A 15549-nucleotide genomic window follows, 5' to 3' on the forward strand; every position below is an offset into this window, starting at 1 on the left:
AGCCCCCGCGGTGCCGCACCTCCGGGACGAGCTCCTGCCGTTGTGCCGCACTGCCCGCCGCTCCGCAGGCCTGGGACGTCCGAGTCGACAGCTTTCGCGACCGATGTGCGGCACCTCCCCTCGGCCCGCCCTCGTTCGCGTTCCGCCCGGTCAACGGAGGTGCGGCCGACGCATCTCAGCCCGGCCACCTTCCGGTCACACGTCGTGTGGCCACGGCGCCGGAGCGCTCGACGGCGGCCTTCACCACAGCGAAGATCGCGCCCTGAATGGCCGAGGCGATCAGAATCTGCTGCCACGAGCGATGCTCGTCCATGGCATCGGGAGCGTCGCCCTCGCCCTCGATGATCTTCCATGTCTGCTTGAACGCGGCGCCCGCGATCACACCACTCACGGCACCCAGGGCCATCCCGACCGGCTTGTAGGCGATCTTGGACGCGTTCATCGGCGGCCGCTACGGCTGCGACGCACCAGCAGGACGACCGCGAGAAGCACACCGCCCGCGATCAGCGGTGTGCGGTTGGCCTGTGCGGAAGCCGCGACCCGCCCCGCCTTCTCGCGGACCGGATCGGGAGTCGCCGCTGCCGCGTACTGCCCCGCCCGGCCGGCGCCTTCCCGCACGTGCGCCGCCGCCTGGGTGGCCTTCGCCAGGACGGGGTCGGGCACGGTCTCCTTCACCTGTTGCACCGCCTGCCCCGCCTTGTCGCGGACCTGGTCGGAGACCAGGGCGGCCTTCTCAGCGACTTGTTCCTTCACGGCGGCGGTCCTTTCCTTCGCCTGCTCCTTGATGTCGGCCTTGGCCGCCAGAGCCTCGACGGTCTGCCCGAGTTCGTCACGGGTACGCTCCACCTTTTCGCGCAACTCCTCGGGGGTGGGGTTTCCGGTATTGGTTCGGGATTCGTCGCTCATCGGTGTGCCTTCTCCTTGATCTCGGCCAGATCCGCCTTGACGCTGTCGATGGCCTGTTCGGGAGCGGGGGCGCCCGCCAGGGCGATCTGCTTCTTTCCTGCCATAGCCGTCCCCGCGGCCGTTGCCGCCAACAGCGCGGCGACGATGAGGGCCGCGGCCCACACCGGCAACGCCAACGCGAGAACGGCTATGGCGGTCACCACCAGTGCCTGAGCCGCCAGGATGCCGAGGAACCCCGCAGTGCCGAACAGACCGCCACCCTTGCCGAAGCGTTTGCCCTTCTGCGTCATTTCCACCCGGGCCAACCGCATCTCCTCCCGGACCAGCTCCGAGAGCTGCTGCGAGGCACGCGAAACAAGCACGTTCACCGGGTCATCGGCGTTGTGGGCCCGCCGCTCCGCCGTACTCATGGCACAGTCACCTTGCCTTCCTCGGTCTGCATCGGTCATCTTCATGACGCGCCTACCCAGCAGGCACTGCGGTATCGCCTTTCGAGTATTCGTTTCGCGGAAGGCAGCCCGTCGGCAGGCGTGCGGCCGGCGAAGCTCGGGACGAGCTTCTGAGGTCGGTCCGAACACGGGGACTCCGCGGGCGTCGACCTCCCCGTCGGGAGCTCGCCCCGGTGAGAAGTGAGCCCGCGCCAACCCACGCATCGACGCCGAACTCGAGCGCTGGTCATAGCCGGACCGAAGTCCGGTGCGGCACCGGACTGGCGGTCCAAAGAACAGCAACCGCCCCCGTCCGCTTCCCGACCACAGCGGTGGCGGGCCCGCACCGGCCACGACAGGAAGTGTGACGGTGACTGCACGGTCGGTCCGCTGAAGTATCCTTCCCGCCACCGCACGCCGCCTCGGAGGATCAGAAGAGTTGGTTGACTGCCCTGTCCGCGTTCCCTCCGCCTTGCGACGCACCGCATCTGACGCCGCGCGCTGATCCACCAGGGATTACGGGACAGCCCTTACTCGACGAACTCGTGCATTACGCCGGACTGCGGGACGGACGAACGGGCATCGAGGTGTCCGCCGTCGACGGGGTGTGGCAGTCGCACACACTCGTCGACGAAAAGCTCAGGGCACGGCACGGCTGCGTGAGGCGGTCCGGGTACTGGAACAGGCCCCCGAAGCAGAAAAGGACTGGCATCCCGGATCCGAGGGTCAGGTGCTGGATCTGGTTCACCCCTCACTGTTCTGTCTGGTGGAGGAGGCGAGCGGAACGCCGCGTCGGCTCATTCCGCCTCACGGATGCCGCCCGCCCGGGACACCGCAAAATTCTCGCCTTCTTCCTGGTCGGCCCCTCGGCACGAATCGTCCCGACATCCGATGTGCCACCCCAGCAGCCATGGTCCGACACCGCGACTATGACGCGCGAGCAGGCCGAGGGTTATCGCGAACAGCTCATGCGGGAACGCAAGTTCTTCGTCGCCGAGCACAACGAGCAGCTCTACGAGCGACGATTCTCGCTCTGCGAACACTGAGCCTTTTCCAACCTGTGCTGGCGGCTGTGCAGGGTAACAATCGCCGGGCTGCTCCCGGGCTCAACTGCCCTCGGAGTCCGGCGGCTCGGCGGCTTGGAGCACGTACTCGGGGAGCTTCGACGTGGCGGCTAGGACCTCGATGCCGATGAGGCGGCCCTGCTCGTCGAAGTCGAGGTTGATCATGCCGTCGACATCGATCGGATCGCAGGGATAGGTGTGTGCTGATCTCACGCTGACCTGCGGGTCGGTGAAGTATATGTACGCCGCGTTCACGGTCTTGTCGTAGGTGACTTTGACGTCAGGCACGATGCTGGGGTCCTTTCTGCGTTGTTGGTTCCGGTCTCGTCAGTGCGCTGCGAGTTGCAGGGCGAGGACGGCCTTGACGATGGTGGTGACGCGGGTCGTACTGCAACGAAGTTTGCGCAGGAGGCGCCACGTCTTGAGGGTGGCCATGGCCTGCTCGCCGAGCGCGCGGATCTTGGCGTGGGAGGCGTTGACGGCTCGTTGGCCTGCGGAGAGTTTGTCCCAGCGGCCGCGGTAGGGGACGCGGACGGTGCCGCCTGCTCCTTGGTACGCCTTGTCCGCCCAGCAGCGGAGGCCCGCTTGGGTCAGTGCGGCGGGGATGCCGTGGGTGCGGGCGGCCTTCATGTCGTGGACCGCTCCGGGCAGTGCAGGCGATGCCCAGAGCAGGCAGCCTAAGGGGTCGGTGATGACCTGCACGTTCATGCCGTGCTTCTTGTGCTTGCCGGAGTAGAAGGGGCGGTCGGCGGCGATGCGGTCGGTCGGTCGGTCGGTAGCAGGGTGCCGTCCAGGATCACGAACGCTTTCGTCGCCGCGGTGCTGACGGCTTGTTCAAGCGTTGGGGCGAGGGCGGCCAGGACGTCGACGGCTTCGCGGATGTACCGGTAGACGGTGGCGAATGCCGACGTTGAACGCCGCGGCGAGCCGGCCGTAGGTGTCGCCGCATCGCAGGTGCGCGAGGGTGAGGAGTGCCTGGCGCCCCGCTGGCAGTCGGCGCCACCGGCTACCGATCTCATGGCGGCGCTGACGCAGGTGACGGGCGAGGAACCGCAGGGTCGAACTGGACAGGTCGATCCCGGACGGGTAGACAAGCACGGAAGCTCCTGGAAGACAACGGGTGATCTTGGTCGTGAACCCGTCTACCAGGAGCTTCACTGCGCTGTACAGACGTCCGCGACCAACCAGCCACCCTCACCACGAGGTTGGAAAAGGCTCACTGACCCGGGCCGCCGTCCCCCGCGAGGGCGGGCGCCGTCCGGGATTGCGCCGAGACCAGTCCGGCTGTTGGCCGGCGGAGGGCAGGGGCCCGTGTCCGAGTCGCGCCGACGGCCCGGCCGTCCGGCTGCCGCGTCACGGTCCGGGCTTGTTCGCGAACACCCACCGGTTGCCCGCCAGGGCGTCGTTCTGCTCAGGCAGTGGGCCGCGTCCGTGCCGGCGCGTGAAGTCGAAGGGGGTACGGACCGATGTGGACCAGCCCTTGCTCGCCAGATCACCGGCGGAGTCGGGCCGGGGCTCCCTGTCGAACAGGTCGAGCAGGTCGATGCCGAGCTGCTGAGTCGTCGAGGTGTAGAGCGGGCTGTCGCGGTATTCCAGCAAGTTCTTGTCAAGCTTGACCTCGAACGCCAGAGCACTCCCTGCCGTAGTCAAACGCCCCACCATGTCGATGAGGTGTGTTTCGACGGCAGGCGGCAGGTAGAACAGCAACCCCTCGGCCAGCCAGACGCTCGGTGCGGCCGGGTCGAAGCCTGCGCCGGCAAGTGCTCCGACCCAGTCGGCGCGCAGATCGATCGGCACGGGTACGCGCGCTGCCTTGGGGGTGGCCGACAGTCCGTCGAGCACCTGGTGCTTGAACGACAGCACTTCTTTCCTGTCGATCTCGAAGATCACAGAGCCCGGAGGCCAGTCGAGCCGAAAGGCCCGCGCATCCAAACCCGCCCCGAGCAATACCACTTGGCGGGCGCTTCCCGAGTGCACCGACCGGAGAAGGAAGTCGTCCAGCACCCTCGTTCGCAGGCCGAAATATCGCGCGAACCTTCCCCACAGGGGGTTCGCGTCCCCGTCCGGGACCTGCTGCATGCGCACAGGCCAGTCGGCGGACGCCGGTGCGGCGAGCACGAAGTGCTCCGCGTAGGGGTCCTGGGCCAGAGCGTCGTGGCGATGAGTCTCGATCGCCCGTGCCGCGGCGACCAGGAGAGCGGTCACCCCCACCCCTCCTTCCACGCCTTCCACACCGGTGTTGTGATGCGTTGTGCCGGCCACGTTTCCTCCGTCGGCGAATCGAGACACGAACAGCGAGGGTTGCGAATGATGGTTCGGAGATGGACGCGCGACTGGACCGCTCAGGTCTCCCTGTTCACCCGAGGGGCGCTGCGATGGTGTGGCGTCCGATCGGTTGTCCCTCCCTGAGGGGTGATCGGCAGGCAGGAGGCGCTGTGTGCCTCGCTCATCGTCTTCTCCCCTACGGAATCATGACCGGTTTGACCACGCGGCCCGCCTCGCAGTCGCGTTCGGCCTCATTGATGTCGGTGAGCGGATACGTACGGATCAGCTCGTCGAAGGGAAACAGCCCGGCCTGCCACAGCGCGCTCAACCGTGGAATCAGCAGGCCCGGCACCGCGTCCCCCTCACAGATGTGGGAGATTCTCCTGCCTCGGTCCAGTGCGCCCGGTTCGAGTGGCAACGCCGTGCGGAGCCGTGCCACCAGACCGAGGTGGCCCGTCGGGCGCAGAGCCCGGAGGGCGTCGTTGATCAGCGAGGCGGAGGCCGTGGTGTCCAGCGCATAGTGCGCGCCGCCGTCGGTCAGTTGCCTGATACGGCCGGGTAGGTCGGGCGAGGCGGCGTGCAGCGGGGCAGCGCCGAATCGTTCGGCCAGGGCCAGTCGTTCGGGGTGCCGGTCGACGGCCACGGTCACGGCTCCGGAGGCGGTCGCCGCCATCACCGCGGCCAGGCCCACCGCTCCTGCGCCGAAGACCGCGATCGTGTCGCCGGGCCCGGCGCCGAAGGAGTTGAAGACCGCTCCGGCACCGGTGAGGAATCCGCAGCCGAGCGGTCCGAGCAGTTCGATGGGCAGCGAGGGGTCGACCCGCACGGCGTTGCGGGCCGGGACGACCGCGTACGCGGCGAACGAGGACTGGCCGAACCACCGGGGAGCCAGTCCGCCCCCGGCCGCGTCGGTGAACCGCGCGGCGTTCTTTTTGCGCCCTCCGAAGAGGTTGAGGGAGCCGAAGGAGTCGCAGTAGGCGGGGGCGGCGCCCATGCAGCTCCGGCAGTGGCCACAGGAGTCGAAGCTCAGCACTACGTGGTCGCCGTTGCTCAGGCCGGTGTGCGGACCGCCCGTATCCGCCACGACCCCGGCCCCTTCGTGGCCGAGCACCGCCGGCAGCGGTGAGCGGCCCGCCGAACGCCGAACCGCGAGATCGGTCCCGCACATTCCGCAGCCCGCGATCTTGACCAGGATCTCGCCGTCGGCCGGTCCCGAGTGCAGGAGCACCTCTTCGACGGCGAACCGGCTCTCGTGCGAACGCAACACCGCCGCGTCGAATTTCATCACCTCGCCTCCTGCGGCCGGTGCATGACGAATGGTCTGAGGTTGCCGTAGAGCCCCCATGGCCCGCCCGCTACGCCGACGCCGCTCTCCTTGGAACCCGCGAAGGGCTGGGCAAGGGACAGTTCGGCGTGGTGGTTGATCCATGCCGTTCCGCACTCCAGCCGGTCGGCCACTTCCTCGGCCCGGTCGAGGTCGGTCCCCCATACCGAGCCTCCCAGTCCGAAGCCGGTGCCGTTGGCTGCCTCGACCGCTTTGTCGACACTCCCGTACGGCAGCACCGGCAGGACGGGCCCGAACTGCTCCTCCGTCACCACCGGGCTACTGGCTGGGACGTCGGCCAGGATCGTCGGGGCGAAGAAGTAGCCCGGTCGGTCCAGCCGGTGGCCCCCGGCGACGGCACGGGCGCCGCCTGCCAGGGCCTGCGCCGTGTAGTCCTCGATCCGGGCGAGTTGGGGGGCGTTGTTGACCGGCCCCAGCTGCGTACCCGGGTCGAGGCCGGCTCCGACGACGACGTTCTTCGCACGCTGCGCAAGGGCCTCGACCACGCGGGAGTACAGCCGGACCGGGGCGTAGACGCGCTTGACCGCCATGCAGACCTGCCCGCAGTTGCGGAACGCCGCCCAGAACAGCCTTTCAGCGATTGCCTCCACATCCACGTCCTCCAGCAGGATGGCCGCGTCGTTGCCCCCCAGTTCCAGGGTGACGCGGGCGAGTGAGGCCGCTGCACCTTGTGCGACGGCCCGTCCGGTGGGAATCGAACCGGTGAAAGTCACGTGGCGCATCCCCGGGTGGGATGCGAGGCGCGCGCCGAGGGGTTCGTGGCCGGTGACGATCGTCAGTACGTCCTCGGGGAGGGCGGTGGAGATGACGGACCCGACCAGCCGTGTGGCGAGGGGTGTGTAGGGGGACGGCTTGAGCACCATCGTGTTGCCTGCGGCGAGCGCGGGCGCGAACTTCGCGGAGGCGAGCTGGAGGGGGAAGTTCCATGGAGTGATCGCGGCGACGGGCCCGAGCGGTCGCCAGCGGATCTCGCTGCGTACGGGGCGGCCGTCCGTGATGGCCTCGGACCGGGGGACCAACTCGGCGAAGTAGCGCAGGCGGGCCGCCGTGCGGGCGATCTCCGCGTACGACTCGCTCAGTGGTTTGCCCTGCTCCCGGGTGAGCAAGGGAGCGATGTCCGTCCCGGCCGCCTCCACGGCGTCCGCTGCCTCGAGCAATGCGGTGGTGCGGGCGGCGGCGTCAGCCCGCCAGCCGCGCCAGGCCTCGTGGGACCGGCCCACGATGGCGTCCAGCTCGTCCGGCTGCTCGTCGGGGGCCTCTTCGAACTCCTCACCCGTTGCCGGGTCGAGGACCGCGAAGCGCGCGCCGGGGGTCGGGCACGCCTGCCGGGGTTGACGCGTGGCCATGCCGGCGGTCACCTCGCCGCGGTGACGGCAGCCGCCTGTTCTCGGGCGTGGCGGTCCATCTCCGCTCGGAAGGCGGCCACCAACTGCGGTTGAATCCTGCCGGTGTTGCGGTCACCACCCTCGCAAACCGCCCCGCGCACCCCCACGATGTCCGTGCCGATGCGGTTCAGTACACCGAGGTCTCCCACCTTCACACTGCCCGCGAGGGCGGCGAGCAGATCGGCTTCGTGGGCCCGCCGGACGAACTCCGCACAGACCTCCGGCGGAACGTGATCGAACAGCCGGGTTCCGTCCTTGACCGCGGTGTCGAGCATGGCCGCGTCGGCGCCGGAGCGCAGGGCGATGTCGGGCAGGGCGAGCGGGTTGACGCAGCCGACCCGGTGGGCGTCGGCGTACCCCGACGCCACGACGAGGGCGTCCGGCCGGAAATCCTTCACCGCCCGGACTACCCCTCGCATGACATCGATAGCCTGGTCGGGCGTCGTGCATCCGTAGAGGCCGACCTTGATGTAGGTGGCTCCGGAGACGGCCGCACCGAGTGCCGCCTGGGCCACGGTGCCGGGCTTGTAGGGTACGTCTCCCACGGTGGCGGATACCGGCTTGTCCGCCGGCACCGCCTCGCGGATCTCCCTGATGACCCAGGGGAAGTTCGCGCCGAGGGAGCCCTCGTCGGGCTTCTTGACATCGACGATGTCCAGATGGTCCGCCGCCTTCGCGCAGTCGAGGGCCTCTTCGACACTGTCCGGGGAGATGAGAAGCAACAACGTGGTCTCCGTCCACCGCGTAAGCACCTGGCCGGGAAGCAGGTGTGCGGAATCGTTGGGATTTCGTGCGGTCCGCTCATCATCAAGGCGGCCCGTAGCCCCTCGGTAGGGCGCGCGGAGACCGAACGGGGTACGGCCGGCGTACCCAGTGCGCCGTGCGCGCCGCCCCTGGCGGCCCCACCGGGGGCTCGCCGCGTGCAGCACGGCGACGGGTGGGGGCCAGGTGCATTTGGTGCCCAGCGGACCGGCCGACGACATGGGCGGGGCCCCCGCCTTGAGGAGGCACGGGACGCGCCGCCTACTGAGCGGCGGACGACCGGTTCATGCCGGAGCGGCGCCATGTTCATTCCTTCTGTTGAACACGCAGTTCTGCCGGCGACACGGGATTTGCGCAGGCCACATAGTGAGAGCGCGACGATCAAGCGACCGGCCCGCACGGCCCGTCCCAGCCCTGCGCGGTGTTCGCCGCACCTGTCAGCGGCCCACCGCTGCGCAACCGGACCATCGCGCGCCGCATGCCGCGTCGTACACGCACGGCCGTCCGCCTTCCTGACCGACGAAAGGTAAGAGTCCATGCGAAGCGAAGCGGTCAACCGAGTGAAACTCGTGTTCACCCTGTTCGACGCCGACGGCAACGGGGTCCTGGAAGCCGACGACTTCCATCTGATGAGCAGCCGGGTCGCCGCGGCTGTGCCCGGAGCCGACGAGGCACGGAAGCAGGCCATGCGGGCCGGCTTCACTCGCTACTGGAACACGCTGGCCAGCGAGCTGGATGCCCATCACGACGGCCGGATCACTTACGACGAGTACCAGGAGTGCGTCCTGTCTCCGGAGCGCTTCAACGGGGCGGTCGGCGAGTTCGCCGCCGGCTTCGCCCGCCTCGGTGACCTGGACGGCAGCGGTACCGTCACCCGGCCGGTGTTCACCGACATGATGAGAGGCGTCGGCTTCGACCTGCCGAACATCCACGCCCTCTTCGACGCCTTCGAGCCCGATGACGCCAACCGGATCAGGGTGGATGTCTGGGAGGCCGAGATCAGGAACTTCTACGCCCCTGACAAGGGCGGCATCCCGGCGGACCTGCTGGCACCTTCTCCGGCAGCCTGATCCGGCCCGGCCCGACGACTCGCTCCGCGGGGGCGAGCCGCCGGGCTCCGGCCCCCAAATCAACGTGCGCGCCTCGTAATCCGCATTCTTGACGCACTTCATGGTGCGCCCATCAGGCGACTTCCCCACGGGCTCGAAGAAGACGCGCATCGCATCGCTCCGCGTCCGGTGAGCCATGCTCAAGACCTGTGAATCAGCCTCGGAGGGGTACCTCGCGGAACGCTGAGGGCGGACCTGCGCTCGACCAATCCCATCGAGGGTACGTTCAGTACCGTGATGTCGAGGACCGAGGCCACCCGCGGGGCCGGGAGACCGGCTGCGGCGATGGCGATGGTGTGCGAGCTCGTCGAGTCCGCCCAGGCTCAGGCTCACTGGTGCGCGATCACCGCACCCCACCTCGTCGCTCTCGTCCGCGACGGCGCCCGCTTCGAGAACGGTCACCTCGTCGAACGCCGCGTAGCGGGGGCTGCCTGATGACACCGCGAGACGAACGCCGCTATCCCAAGCTCCTGCGGGTTCCGCGGGTGACAGACGAGGACTGGCTGTCCCAGCCCGAGGCCGCCCGCCAACTGGGCATCGTCCTCTTTCGCGTGGGCGCACTCATCGCCTGCGGCCACCTGGTACCCGCGGAGAACTCGGCCGGGAGGGCGGGCGTCACGACGACCAGCGTGCAGGCAGAAACGGCCTGGCGCGACGGCGCCACCTACCGCGCAAAAGCCCTTCGGCTCCTCAAGGACTCGATCGGCTTCTTCTGACTGCCCATCCAAAGGTCTTGACGATTACTCGATCCGGACAAGCATGAAGGGCTGTTCGGGGTACCGAGGGAGAATTCCCCGCCGGACTGCCACCCCCCGCACCAGTGCCGTCTTCCACATGCTCACCCAGGCCCGTTCTACCGGGCCCTGAACTGGTCCTCACAGGGAGGCAGTGAGTGAAGCGATTCTTCGGCAAGGTCCGCATGGCGGAGCCGCAGATCTCCGATGCGGAACACGAACTCTTCGGCGGGCCGTTGCGCTACGACACGGGCTGGTCCCAACACGAGCACGCGGGCCTGGACCTGACCATGCGGTCCGCGCTGCGCCAGATGCCCGGGCTCGTCAGCGCCGCCCTGCGGATGGCCTGGAGCGCCGATCGCCGCGCGCTGACGGTGGTGGCGATCAGCGAACTCGGCCAGGGAATCGCCGCCGCGGTGAGCCTGCTTGCCATCAACGCGGTCATGCACGCGCTTTTGGGCGCCGGTGACGCCGTCGAGCGGCTGCACGGCTTGGTGCCGGGCCTGCTCGCCGCCGCAGGCATCGCTGTCGTGAACTCCGCCCTGGCCGGCTGGTCGACCTCTCGCGCCGGCCGTCTGGAGCCGAAGGTCGAGCGGATCGCCACCACGCAGTACCTGGCCGCGGCAACCGCCGTCGAACTCGAAGCCATCGACGACCCGGACTTCCGCCGCCTGATCGACATCGCCCAGTACGGGCCCGCCTCCGCGCGCCGCATGATCGGCGCCTGCGTCTCCGCCCTGAACAGCAGCATCTCGCTGATCGCCACGGCCGGTGTGCTGACCATCCTGCATCCGGCGCTGCTGCCCATGCTGCTGGTCATCGCCGCGCCCCGCGGCTGGGGCGCCATGCGGGTGGCGCAGGAACGCTATGTGTCGATGATGAGCTGGATCGAGCACCTGCGGGCCAGCCGTCTCATCGGGAACCTCCTCATCGAGCGAACGGCTGCCCCAGAGGTACGTATCCACGCCGTCGGCCCCTTTCTCCTCGACCGGTACGGTCGCATGGCCGCGAGCGCGGAAGCGGAGCAGGAACGCCTGGCCTCCAGCAAAGCCGTCACCGAATGGGTCGCCTCCGCCCTCTCCGGAACGGCCATGGCAGCCACCTACGGCGGCATGATCTGGCTGATCATGGCCGGCCATATGAGCCTCGCCGTCGCCGGCACTGCCGTGATCGCGGTGCGGACCGGGTCGGCGAGCCTGGGAGCCCTGGTGATGAACATCAACCAGCTGCACGAAGAGTCCCTCTACGTCCGGGATCACGGACAGTTCCTGGCCGAAGCTGCCCAACGCGCCATCCCCCGGACCGGCGACCCCGTCCCGGACCAGGTCAGGCAGGTCTCCCTGGAACACGTCACCTACCGGTATCCCGACCGCGACGCACCGGCCCTGGACGATGTGACGCTCACCTTCCCCATGGGCTCGGTCACCGCCGTCGTGGGCGAGAACGGCTCCGGCAAAAGCACCTTGATGAAGATCTTGTCCGGTCTGCTGCTACCTCACGAGGGCTCGGTGAAGTGGGGCCAGGCCGACGTCGTCGAGCTGGAACGCGCCCAGGTCTTCAACCGCGTCTCCCTTCTCACCCAGGATTTCCAGCGCTGGCCCGTGACTGCTGCGATGAACATACGCATCGGCCGTCCCGACCACGACGCGTCGGCCCACGACCTGCAGACGTCCATCGACTACGCCGGAGCCGCCTCCGTCACCGCCAGACTCCCCAACGGGTTGGACAGCATGCTCGGCCGCATGTTCCGCGGAGCCATCGAACTCTCCGGCGGGGAATGGCAGAAGGTGGGCCTGGCTCGCACCCACTGGCGTAGCGCAACATCGCGATCGGACAGCGTCCTGATCGTCGACGAGCCGACTTCCGCCCTCGACCCGGAAGCGGAGATCGCCGCCTTCGACCGTATCCGGCGCCTGGCCGCCCCGAACCGGGCCGTCGTCCTGGTCACTCACCGCATGTCCGGCGTCCGGCACGCCGACCACATCTACGTCCTCAACCAAGGGCGCCTCGTCGAGCATGGCACCCACGACCAACTCATGGCCGCAGGCGGGCGGTACGCCGCCATGTTCGACACCCAGGCCGCCCAGTACGCCCCGGCCCCGAACGTCCCGAAGCCTGCTTCGCCCAACGTCTTGGACAAGGCATGACCCGTCCCCGCTCCACCGAAAGGCTGAGCCGGCGTTACAGGCGGCCGTGTCGTCCTCGTGGCCGGCCCCGGACCCCGGGGCCGCGCTGCCGATGCTGCCCGGCGGCCCCGTAGAGCAGAAGACCGCACGCCTGCCCCCCGCCTCGGCTCGTACGTACGCGTCGGGGGTGAAGCCGGCTGTGACTCAACGGTTCGACGGGACCAGGGGGCGGGTGGTGGCGGGCGTGTCCGCCTTGCACTCGGCGCCGTCGGCGGGGTGGGTGCCGTGGACGAGGGCCGCGTCAACTGCGCTGTTGACGCACGTATTGGTGCCATAGGAGCCGTGTCCGACTCCTTCGCGCGTGAGCAGGACGGCGGAGTCCAGGGTTCGGGTCATGCTCTCGGCCCAGTGGTGGGGGGTGACGGGGTCCAGTCGGCCTGCGACCACCAGTACCGGCGGCGTACCGGCGCCGGTGAGCGGCTTGGTCACGCGGTCCTTGTTCGGCGCGGGCCACCGAGCGCAGTTCAGGGCGGAGTAGGCGGCCCGGGTCCCGATCCGCTTGGCCTCGGCGACGGCCTTGGTGGCTGCGGCCTTGTGCGCGGCGATACCGGCCGGGGTCTGCCAGTCGACGCACCGTACCGCGGTGTGGGCTTCGAACATCGCGGTGGGGACGGGGAAGGGGGATACCGTGACGCTGCTCCACAGGGTGTGCAGGGGTGCACCGTTGCCGTCCTGTGCGGCCAACAGCGCCGAGGTCAGCAACGGCCAGGTGTTCTGGTCGCCGGCCAGGGCTCGGGTGGCCTCGAGGGCCATGGCACCGTCGAGTTCACCACCCGGGGTGACGCCCTTGGCGGGTGCGATCTTCAGCGGCTCCGCTTCCAGCGTGTCGATCAGTGTGTCGAACGCCGCCTGCGGGTCTCCCGCTCCGAACGGGCACACTGCGGTCCCTTCGGTGCGGCAGGTCTTGAACCAGGCGTCGAGCGTCCGTTCACTCGCCACGGCGACGTCGTTGAGGAAGGTGAGGGAGTCGCCGAACCACAGGTTGGTGTCGACGGGTGCGTCGAGCACCATCTGGCGGACGCGGTGCGGGAACAGGGTGGCGTACATCGGGCCGACCACGGTGCCGTAGGACAGACCGTAGTACGTGATCTTGTCCTCGCCGAGCGCGGAGCGGACCTGGTCGATGTCGCGGGCCACGTTGTCGGTGGACAGGCCGGCCAGGAACCTTTTGCTCTGGTGTTTGACGCAGCCGTCAGTGAACGCGGCGGCGTCGGTCAGCAGCCGCGGCAGCGGTTTGCCCCCGGGGACAGCGGGGTCGAAGGCGGTGCCGGAGGCGGCAGCTCGCTGCTTGTCGGTCAGGCAGCGAACGGCCTGCGATCCGCCGACGCCGCGCGGGTCCATCGCGATGATGTCGAATCTGGCGAGCACCGTAGGCGAGAAGGCGCCAGGAGTGCCCGCCGTCCTGGGCAGATTACGCAGTGTCTCGGTGGCGGAAACGCCGGGTCCGCCCGGGTTGAAGATCAGGCTGCCGACGCGCTGGTCGGGATCAGTGGCCCGGTGCCGCATGACCGCGAGCGGGATCCGCGCGCCGTCAGGCTCGGTGTACTCCTGCGGCACCTTGATCGTGGCGCATTGGAGGTTCTTCCCGCACGTGCTCCAGGTGAGCGGCTCCGGGGACGGGACGGAGGCCGACGCGCCCACTGCGGACGTGCCGCGCGCCCCCGAGGTGCCGGACGAACACCCGGTCAGGACCATGAGGGCTGCGGCGAACGCCACCCCGTACCGGGTGGCGGGCCTTGGCCTCGACTGGATCATGATGAGCTTCCTTTCTCCGTACTCGTGTCATTCCGTGCGATTCCGCATGACCGGGCCGTGCCGGTCGCGCAAGAAGCCGGCCGAAGAGGGCTGACGTGGTCGTGCCTTCCTCGTTTCGAGGGGTCAGTGACCGGCCGCGTCGAGCAGAGAGGAGTACCGCAGGCGGAGCGCGCGCTCCATGCTCGCCAGAACGGCCCCGCACCCCAGTGCGAGGTTCAGCCAGATCGGCAGGTGTATCGGCGACTCGAACGTTCCGACCCGCTGCGCGACGGGAGGAATGTGAGAGACCGGCTCAGCGAGCTGCAACAGGTTCAGGCCCACACCGATGACAAGCAGCAACACCGATCCGATGCTGATCGCCCGGCTCAGTCCTGGATGGCGGGCGCCGAAACGCGCCCGCCGTCCCTCCGCCGAGGCCGGGTCGGGCGTGAGCTGGCGCGGCTGTCCGCCCAAGGGGCGGTAGTGGCAGCGTTTGATGCCGTAGTTGCTCATCGCCACCTCGATGACACCCCCGTCCATGGGGAAGACCGCGGGCAATTTCGACTCGGCCACGTGCCTGCCGTCCAGGAACAGATGCGCCCGGATCCTGCTGTTGTCCAACCGCGCCCAGTGCCGTACGTCGACGGCGTGCACGCGGGCGTGCCCGTCGGCACCGGGAAGCCGTAGCCAGAACAGGGAGCGCAGCGGGAGCTGCCACCAGCGGAACCGCTGCAGTTCCCTGCCGTCTCCCGGCTTGAGGCGCTTCGACGCCGCCCACTGTTTCCACGCCATTCTCCGCACACCCCTTTGCCCATCAGCCGCAACATCACTAGTACAGCGTGTTAGAGGAGACGCTAGCACGCTGTACTAGTACGGCGTGCCAGTACAGTTGAGAAAGCTGGGAGAAGTGAGGGAGAGCTGAGCATGGAAACACGCGAGAAGATCCTCCAGGCCGCCGCGGAAATGATCGCCGAGGACATCGCGGCGAAGCTGAGCGTGCGAGCGGTCGCCGCGCGTGCGGGAGTGAGCACTGGCTCGCTGAGGTTCCACTTCCCCACCCAGCGCGCGCTGCAGGACAGCCTGCTCGCGAGGATCTACGAACACCTCCTGCCCGACGACCCGATCCGGGACCGGGCACTGCCGCCCCGCGAACGGCTGCTGAACTGTCTGCGCCAGGTCCTCGCACCGCTCGGCACCAACGAGGACGCGCGAACCGCATGGAGCACGATCTATCGGAGCTTCATCGAACCCGAGCCGACCGAACCGGTACGCGCCGCCTACCTCGCCCATGAGCGGGAGGCGGAGCGTCGTGTCGAGCACTGGCTCACCGTGCTCGCCGAGGAAGGCGCACTGCCCCCGGGAGACCACACCCGCGAGGTCAGGTTCCTTCTCACCGTCCTCAACGGACTCTCGGTCGAACGCGCCCTGCCCACCCGCGAATCCGTCCTCATCGCCGAAATCGAGACCCTCAACGCCGCCGTCGACCATGTCCTCTTCACCGGCCCCGCACCATCCGCCGGGCCGACTGGGCCGTGAACCGAACCACCCACCCCTCCGCACCGGTCCCACCCCACGGTCAGGGGCGCGAGAGCACAGCGAATCAGCGAATCCACGGCCCACGCCTGCACCAG

The 15549-nt window shown here is 68.8% G+C and carries 15 protein-coding genes and 2 pseudogenes; 6 read left to right on the forward strand and 11 right to left on the reverse strand.

Going from position 1 to position 15549, the window contains the following annotated elements; genetic code table 11:
• Window positions 1-175: 175 nt before the first annotated feature.
• From ACFYPA_RS21385 to ACFYPA_RS21395, 3 genes are read right to left on the reverse strand one after another with little or no spacing between them, the layout of a single operon-like run.
• Complete coding sequence (locus ACFYPA_RS21385; RefSeq protein WP_359354009.1) at window positions 176-442, reverse strand: DUF4235 domain-containing protein; 267 nt, start codon at window positions 440-442, stop codon at window positions 176-178.
• On the reverse strand, window positions 439-906 hold the full coding sequence (locus ACFYPA_RS21390; RefSeq protein WP_359320005.1) for a DUF3618 domain-containing protein: 468 nt from the start codon (window positions 904-906) through the stop codon (window positions 439-441). Before ACFYPA_RS21390 ends, ACFYPA_RS21385 begins: the two co-directional genes overlap by 4 nt.
• Window positions 903-1316: a phage holin family protein gene (locus tag ACFYPA_RS21395; protein WP_359085659.1), complete on the reverse strand. Its 414-nt coding sequence runs from the start codon at window positions 1314-1316 to the stop codon at window positions 903-905. The genes ACFYPA_RS21390 and ACFYPA_RS21395 overlap by 4 nt, the downstream gene beginning before the upstream one ends.
• 548 nt (window positions 1317-1864) lie before the next feature.
• Between ACFYPA_RS21395 and ACFYPA_RS21400 the strand changes: the two are divergent.
• Window positions 1865-2380: pseudogene (locus ACFYPA_RS21400) on the forward strand (DUF4246 family protein); the annotation flags it as partial.
• A gap of 60 nt (window positions 2381-2440) precedes the next feature.
• On the opposite strand, the gene ACFYPA_RS21405 reads toward ACFYPA_RS21400, so the two are convergent.
• From ACFYPA_RS21405 to ACFYPA_RS21430, 6 genes and pseudogenes are all read right to left on the reverse strand, one after another.
• Window positions 2441-2686, reverse strand: coding sequence for a DUF2283 domain-containing protein (locus ACFYPA_RS21405; RefSeq protein ID WP_356502294.1), 246 nt, complete (start codon window positions 2684-2686; stop codon window positions 2441-2443).
• Between the two features lie 39 nt (window positions 2687-2725).
• A pseudogene (locus tag ACFYPA_RS21410) lies at window positions 2726-3496 on the reverse strand (transposase family protein).
• Between the two features lie 255 nt (window positions 3497-3751).
• Window positions 3752-4660, reverse strand: a complete 909-nt coding sequence (locus tag ACFYPA_RS21415; protein ID WP_389133538.1) for a class I SAM-dependent methyltransferase — start codon at window positions 4658-4660, stop codon at window positions 3752-3754.
• Window positions 4661-4859: 199 nt separating this feature from the next.
• Window positions 4860-5948: an NAD(P)-dependent alcohol dehydrogenase gene (locus ACFYPA_RS21420; protein ID WP_389133540.1), complete on the reverse strand. Its 1089-nt coding sequence runs from the start codon at window positions 5946-5948 to the stop codon at window positions 4860-4862.
• Complete coding sequence (locus ACFYPA_RS21425) at window positions 5948-7354, reverse strand: aldehyde dehydrogenase family protein (RefSeq protein WP_389133542.1); 1407 nt, start codon at window positions 7352-7354, stop codon at window positions 5948-5950. The genes ACFYPA_RS21420 and ACFYPA_RS21425 overlap by 1 nt, the downstream gene beginning before the upstream one ends.
• Before the next feature lie 8 nt (window positions 7355-7362).
• The gene (locus ACFYPA_RS21430; RefSeq protein ID WP_359085655.1) at window positions 7363-8118 is read right to left on the reverse strand and encodes a (5-formylfuran-3-yl)methyl phosphate synthase; all 756 of its coding nucleotides are present in this window, start codon (window positions 8116-8118) and stop codon (window positions 7363-7365) included.
• Between the two features lie 573 nt (window positions 8119-8691).
• On the opposite strand from ACFYPA_RS21430, the gene ACFYPA_RS21435 reads away from it, so the two are divergent.
• The 4 genes from ACFYPA_RS21435 to ACFYPA_RS21450 all read left to right on the forward strand — a co-directional run bounded on the left by ACFYPA_RS21435 (window position 8692) and on the right by ACFYPA_RS21450 (window position 12145).
• Window positions 8692-9225 (forward strand): EF-hand domain-containing protein, encoded by a 534-nt coding sequence (locus tag ACFYPA_RS21435; RefSeq protein WP_359320013.1) that lies wholly within the window; start codon window positions 8692-8694, stop codon window positions 9223-9225.
• A 276-nt stretch (window positions 9226-9501) separates the two neighbouring features.
• Window positions 9502-9699, forward strand: a complete 198-nt coding sequence (locus ACFYPA_RS21440; protein WP_389133546.1) for a hypothetical protein — start codon at window positions 9502-9504, stop codon at window positions 9697-9699.
• Window positions 9699-9980, forward strand: a complete 282-nt coding sequence (locus ACFYPA_RS21445) for a DNA-binding protein (RefSeq protein ID WP_389133549.1) — start codon at window positions 9699-9701, stop codon at window positions 9978-9980. Before ACFYPA_RS21440 ends, ACFYPA_RS21445 begins: the two co-directional genes overlap by 1 nt.
• 176 nt (window positions 9981-10156) lie before the next feature.
• Window positions 10157-12145 carry an ABC transporter ATP-binding protein gene (locus tag ACFYPA_RS21450; protein ID WP_389133551.1) on the forward strand — a complete coding sequence of 663 codons (1989 nt, stop codon included), beginning with the start codon at window positions 10157-10159 and terminating at the stop codon, window positions 12143-12145.
• A 183-nt stretch (window positions 12146-12328) separates the two neighbouring features.
• On the opposite strand, the gene ACFYPA_RS21455 is transcribed toward ACFYPA_RS21450, so the two are convergent.
• Window positions 12329-13939: an alpha/beta hydrolase gene (locus tag ACFYPA_RS21455; RefSeq protein ID WP_389133554.1), complete on the reverse strand. Its 1611-nt coding sequence runs from the start codon at window positions 13937-13939 to the stop codon at window positions 12329-12331.
• 123 nt (window positions 13940-14062) lie between these two features.
• Window positions 14063-14710: a hypothetical protein gene (locus ACFYPA_RS21460; protein ID WP_389133556.1), complete on the reverse strand. Its 648-nt coding sequence runs from the start codon at window positions 14708-14710 to the stop codon at window positions 14063-14065.
• A 132-nt stretch (window positions 14711-14842) separates the two neighbouring features.
• Between ACFYPA_RS21460 and ACFYPA_RS21465 the strand changes: the two genes are divergently transcribed.
• Entirely contained in the window at window positions 14843-15454 is a 612-nt protein-coding gene (locus tag ACFYPA_RS21465) for a TetR/AcrR family transcriptional regulator (protein WP_389133559.1), read from the forward strand.
• Window positions 15455-15549: the final 95 nt, after the last annotated feature.

Source organism: Streptomyces sp. NPDC005775 (assembly GCF_042871565.1).
Taxonomy (GTDB): Bacteria; Actinomycetota; Actinomycetes; order Streptomycetales; family Streptomycetaceae; genus Streptomyces.